6 protein-coding genes are annotated in these 5,128 nt (G+C 69.0%); 5 read left to right on the plus strand and 1 reads right to left on the minus strand.

All coding sequences use genetic code 11. The features are described from left to right. The first annotated feature begins 181 nt into the window (after window positions 1–181). The 5 genes from ACFU7D_RS28475 (at window position 182) to rlmN (ending at window position 4,521) form a co-directional block, all read left to right on the plus strand. Complete coding sequence (locus ACFU7D_RS28475; protein WP_378727856.1) at window positions 182–1,090, plus strand: phosphatidate cytidylyltransferase; 909 nt, start codon at window positions 182–184, stop codon at window positions 1,088–1,090. Continuing rightward, complete coding sequence (locus ACFU7D_RS28480; protein ID WP_378873607.1) at window positions 1,090–1,596, plus strand: histidine phosphatase family protein; 507 nt, start codon at window positions 1,090–1,092, stop codon at window positions 1,594–1,596. The genes ACFU7D_RS28475 and ACFU7D_RS28480 overlap by 1 nt, the downstream gene beginning before the upstream one ends. A gap of 311 nt (window positions 1,597–1,907) precedes the next feature. After that, window positions 1,908–2,762, plus strand: coding sequence for a hypothetical protein (locus ACFU7D_RS28485; protein ID WP_378873609.1), 855 nt, complete (start codon window positions 1,908–1,910; stop codon window positions 2,760–2,762). 120 nt (window positions 2,763–2,882) lie between these two features. Beyond that, window positions 2,883–3,281 (plus strand): hypothetical protein, encoded by a 399-nt coding sequence (locus ACFU7D_RS28490; RefSeq protein ID WP_378727859.1) that lies wholly within the window; start codon window positions 2,883–2,885, stop codon window positions 3,279–3,281. 121 nt (window positions 3,282–3,402) lie between these two features. Then, the gene (gene rlmN, locus ACFU7D_RS28495) at window positions 3,403–4,521 is read left to right on the plus strand and encodes a 23S rRNA (adenine(2503)-C(2))-methyltransferase RlmN (RefSeq protein WP_378727898.1); all 1,119 of its coding nucleotides are present in this window, start codon (window positions 3,403–3,405) and stop codon (window positions 4,519–4,521) included. A 48-nt stretch (window positions 4,522–4,569) separates the two neighbouring features. On the opposite strand, the gene ACFU7D_RS28500 is transcribed toward rlmN, so the two are convergent. Further along, window positions 4,570–5,004: a hypothetical protein gene (locus ACFU7D_RS28500; protein WP_378873611.1), complete on the minus strand. Its 435-nt coding sequence runs from the start codon at window positions 5,002–5,004 to the stop codon at window positions 4,570–4,572. Between the last annotated feature and the right edge of the window lie 124 nt (window positions 5,005–5,128).

Genomic DNA, 5,128 nt, shown 5'->3' on the forward strand with positions numbered 1-5,128 from the left:
GGACGCCGCGCTGCAACACCGCGGACGCCGAGACCCGGCGCGGCCGCCGCCGGCTCACTCCGACACGCGACCGCGCGACCCCCCCCGCTGCGCATGCGATGCCGCGAAGAGGGTCGAGATCTACCCGCCCGAGGTCGAGTTCCACAAGCGAGTCGGACCGCGACCAGAAAAGGACCTGAGCATGAAGGAATCCCTTGTGAGCCAGACGCCGCCGTCGCCCTCTCCGTCAGCTTCCGAGCCGCCGAAGAAGGACTACGGCCGCGCCGGTCGCAACCTGCCGGCGGCGATCGGCTCCGCCGTCGTCCTCCTGGTCGCTATCGCGCTGAGCCTGATGTTCGTGAAGACGGCGTTCATGCTGATCGTCGTCGGCTGTGTCGTCGCCGCGGTCTGGGAGCTCCACCGTGGCCTGATGGCCAAGGACATGGACGTCCCCGAGCAGCCGCTGATGATCGGCGGCACGCTGATGGTTCTGGCGGCGTACTTCTTCGGTGCCGACGCGCTGGTGACGGCGACCGCGGTCACCGCTCTGGTGATCATGCTGTGGGTGTTGCGGCGTGGGGTCGACGGCTACGTACGTACCTCGGCAGCCTCGGTCCTCACCCTGTTCTACCTGCCGTTCCTGGGTTCGTTCGTCGCGCTCATGCTCGGCGAGGGTGGTGGCTGGACCTCGGGCGGCCTCTCAGACGACGGCGTACGCGGCATCATCGTCTGGGTCCTGCTCACGATCATGTCCGACATCGGCGGCTACGTGGCCGGGGTCCTCTTCGGCAAGCACCCGATGGCGCCGGTGATCTCCCCGAAGAAGTCGTGGGAGGGTTTCGCGGGGTCGGTGGTCTTCACCGTCGCCACCGGCGTCGGTCTGGTCGTATGGCTGCTCGACGCGTCCTGGTGGGTCGGTGTCGCGCTCGGTGTGGTCGCCTGCGTGATGGCGGTCCTGGGCGACCTTGTCGAGTCGGTCATCAAGCGTGACCTCGGCGTCAAGGACATGAGCCAGATCATCCCCGGCCACGGCGGCCTCATGGACCGCCTCGACTCGCTCCTGGCGACCGTCGCCCCGGTCTGGCTGATCCTCCACTACGCCGTCTTCTGATGCTCTTCCTCGTACGCCACGGCCGACCCTTGGTCGTCCGTGGCGTCGCTGCGGAGCACTGGGAACTCGATCCGGCCGGGTTCGACGACATCTGGGCCCTGCGTGACCGGCTCCCGTCCGGCGCCGCGTGGTACTCCTCGCCTGAGCCCAAGGCGCAGCAGACCGCCCAGCTGCTCACCGATGGCGAGGTCGGCGTGGTCGACGCTCTCCGCGAGCACCGCCGCGGCGAGGCGTGGGTCGAGGACTTCCAGGCCACGGTCGAGCGCGCGTTCGCGGAGCAGACCCTGCCCGCGTACGACGGCTGGGAGCCACTCGAGGAGTGCCGGACCCGCGTGACGAAGGCCGCCTCCGGGATCCTCGCTGCCCACGCGGGCGAGGACGTCGTGCTCGTCGGTCATGGCACGGCCTGGACCCTCTTGGCGGGTGAGCTGACCGGCATGCCCCCGGACCTCGCCCGGTGGCGAGATCTCGGCCTCCCGGACCTGATCACCGTCGACGCCAGATAGTCCCGGGCGTCTTGGCCCGTTACCGATACGTAGATGGGCCGGACCGCCCGGGACTATCGGCGAGCCGGCTGAATGTCGGTGGTCGTGGCCATCATCTGAGGATGGCCAAACGTAGGGAGCACTTCCAGCCGCCGGAGGTATCTGGGCGGCCCGGACTCGTGCGCCCGGTGCGGGTCGATCCTTCCGGGATGAGCGGCCCGACCCGGAAACAGGCGCGTGGGAGCGCTTGGCGGCGGTGCTTCAACGGGTTGTACGTTCCCAGCCACGTCGACGGGTCGGAACCGCAACAGCGGGCGCTCGAGGCTGCGAGCGTGGTGCCTGCCGACGGGGCGTTGAGCGGGTGGGCCGCGCTGGCTTGGGCCAAGGTCAAGTGGGTTGACGGCACCGATCGATACGGTGCACGGGCGGCGGCCGCGATTGTGACGCCGGGACACAACACCCGAGCGCGCCAAGGCATCGTGATCAGCCACGAACGGCTCCTTCCCGCCGAGCGTCGGACAGATGACGGCGTGGTGCTGACGGGTCCCCTCCGGTCGACCGCCTATGAGGTCAGATACGCGCCGAACCTGATGGAGGCGGTGCGCTGGATCGATCTCGTTGCGGCCAGTGACCTGATCTCGCTCGACGAACTGGCCGAGTACGCCGACGAGTTGGTGGCCTGGGCTGGCATCGGCCATCTGCGTGAGGCGCTCACCCATGCGAATGAGAACGTCTGGTCGCCGGCGGAGGTTGACCTACGTCTGACGTGGACGGTGCGGCTGCGGCTCGGACACGTCGTCACCAACAGGCCGATCTTTGATCTAGACGGCCGACACATCGGCACTCCGGACGTACTCGATCTCGAGCGGGGCGTGGTGGGGGAGTACGACGGTAGGGTCCACCTGGCCGGGAAGCAGCGCGCGAAGGACTTGGTGCGCGAAGGGGCTTTCCGCCGGGCGGGCCTGGAGTACGTCACCATGGTCGCGGCCGATCGACGAGACCCGACCGACTTCAAGCTCCGGACGTTGGAGGCGCGGGCTCGCGCCAGCCGAGTGCCGGCCAGCGAACGGGCCTGGACGATTGATCCGCCGCACTGGTGGGTCTCGACGAACACCGTGGCAGAACGCGCGCCCTCACGCACGTTCAACGTGCTCGGTTCCTCCGCCAGGCATCGTGATTCCCGATGATTCCGGGCGAACCGGCCCATTACCCGCGGGTAGAGGGGCCAAGCCACCCCGAACTATCCAAGTGGCGGACCGCAGCGATTCTTTACCAAGGATGACGTGGTTCGGCGTTACGGTTGAAGGGTGACCCAGCGTCCCGCGGACCTCGACGTGGACTCCGATCCAGACGTCGAGGCAGATCACGGCCCGGAGGAGGAGTCCTCGGGGTCCGGTGGCGTGTGGGCGTGGCTGCACGACTCGCACCCGACCGTGGCAGCCTTGGTCGGCTTCTACATCGGCCTTGCGTACGCGATCCTGGTGCCCGGCACCTGGGGTGCCCTGCTGGCGTGGGTGGTCGGTCAGGAGCGGGCCGAGGAGCTGTTCCCGTGGGTGACGCTGACTCTGCTGGTGCCGCTGGCCCTGCTCATCCCGCGCAAGACCCGCCGCCTGGCCGAGTTCGTCTGGCTGGGGATCATCCTGACCGTGCTGGTGGTGGTCGGTGTCGGCGCGCTAGTCTTCTGGATCCTGCTGAAGACGGGCTGACCGGGCGGGCTGGATCCAGGTTTAGCCGTACGCAGCACCCCGGTGGGACAATGAAGCAGTGACCGAGCCCGATCCTGCGAACGTACCGGCCCCGCACAGTCCCGAGGCCGAGGCCGCCGCGATGGAGGGGCGCCGCCTGCCCCTGGTGATGGCGCCGCCCAAGGGCCGCGGAAAGCCGCCGCGTCACCTGGCCGACCTCGACCTGGCCGGCCGTCAGGACGCGGCGAAGGAGGCGGGGCTCCCGGGGTTCCGGGCCAAGCAGCTCTCGGTGCACTACTTCGAGCGGCTGGTCGACGACCCCGAGAAGATGACCGATCTTCCCGCGGGCCAGCGCCAGGAGCTGGTCAACACGTTCCTGCCCGACCTGATGACGCCGATCCGTCAGCAGGAGGCCGACAAGGGCACCACGGTGAAGACGCTGTGGAAGCTCTTCGACGGCGCCCTGGTCGAGTCGGTGCTGATGCGCTACACCGACCGCGCCACGGTCTGCATCTCCTCCCAGGCCGGCTGCGGCATGGCCTGCCCGTTCTGCGCGACAGGCCAGGGCGGTCTCGAGCGCAACATGTCGACGGCCGAGATCGTCCACCAGGTCGTCGTCGCCGCCCGGCAGATGGCCAGCGGCGAGATCCCCGGCGGCCCGGGCCGCCTCTCCAACGTGGTCTTCATGGGCATGGGGGAGCCGATGGCCAACTACAAGGCGCTGATGGGTGCCGTACGCCGCCTTACCTCCCCGGCGCCGGAGGGCCTCGGCCTCTCTGCTCGCCACGTGACGGTCTCCACGGTCGGCCTGGTCCCGAGGATCAAGCAGCTGACCGAGGAGGGCATCCCGGTCACCCTCGCCCTCTCGCTGCACGCCCCCGACGACGAGCTGCGCAACGAGCTCGTCCCGATCAACACCCGCTTCTCGGTCGCCGAGACCGTCGACGCCGCCTGGAACTACGCGCGCGTGACGAAGCGCCGGGTCTCCATCGAGTACGCGATGATGCGCGGCATCAACGACCAGGGCTGGCGCGCCGACCTGCTCGCCGACGTCCTCAACTCCTACGGCGACTGGGGCTGGGTCCACGTCAACCTGATCCCGTTGAACCCCACCCCAGGCTCCAAGTGGACCGCCTCCGACCCGGCCGACGAGCGTGAGTTCGTACGCCGCTTGGAGGCCAAGGGCATCTCCACCACCGTCCGCGACACCCGCGGCCGCGAGATCGACGGCGCCTGCGGCCAGCTGGCCGCCGCCGAGTAGCCGTTCGGGCGATGTCCTCGGGCCACGAGGACTGCGCGATCGCCGCGTTCAAGCTCCCGGCGCGGGCCGCTGCTCGTGCCCGTGTCGGCCTCGGGTGCGGCGGGCTTCCTTCATCTCCGACTCATAGAGATGTCGCTTGCCCTCGACGAGGGCGTCCCGAGCCTCCTTCTCCAGCCGTTTGAAGGTGGCGTAGTAGCCGTCGTCGTACTCCTCGACGATCTGAAACGTCCACCGGCCGTCGAGCACGTTGCGTCCGACGAGCTCGCGCTCGAACGTGTCCGCAAGCTCCGTGTGGCCGGTCTCGCGTAGCTGCTGGACACCCTTGCCGAGGGTGAGGTCGGCCGTGCCGGTGATCCGATGCAGTGCGTACAGATGACCGCGGGCGACCTCGATCGCTTCGAGTGCCTCGCTGATGGTGCCGAGCGCCTCGACGGTGAGATCGTCGACGCCTTCGGGCCGGATGTGCTCCTCGTCGGTGGTCATGTCGCGATCGTGGCAACACGAGCGGAGGCGCGGCAACCCCTGAACCGGCACGAGATCGACGAACCTGCAGCCGGCTGGTCGCCGAATGGCACCACGTACGCGGGCCGGCCCGACAGGTCCGGCC

The sequence above is a fragment of the Nocardioides sp. NPDC057577 genome, from assembly GCF_042801335.1.
Lineage (GTDB): Bacteria > Actinomycetota > Actinomycetes > Propionibacteriales > Nocardioidaceae > Nocardioides.

Excerpts from the sequence above, each read along its gene's own strand:
- ACFU7D_RS28475 (WP_378727856.1), top strand. The coding sequence starts at position 182 with ATGAAGGAATCCCTTGTGAGCCAGACGCCGCCGTCGCCCTCTCCGTCA.
- ACFU7D_RS28500 (WP_378873611.1), bottom strand. The coding sequence starts at position 5,004 with ATGACCACCGACGAGGAGCACATCCGGCCCGAAGGCGTCGACGATCTC.
- ACFU7D_RS28480 (WP_378873607.1), top strand. The coding sequence starts at position 1,090 with ATGCTCTTCCTCGTACGCCACGGCCGACCCTTGGTCGTCCGTGGCGTC.
- rlmN (WP_378727898.1), top strand. The coding sequence starts at position 3,403 with ATGGAGGGGCGCCGCCTGCCCCTGGTGATGGCGCCGCCCAAGGGCCGC.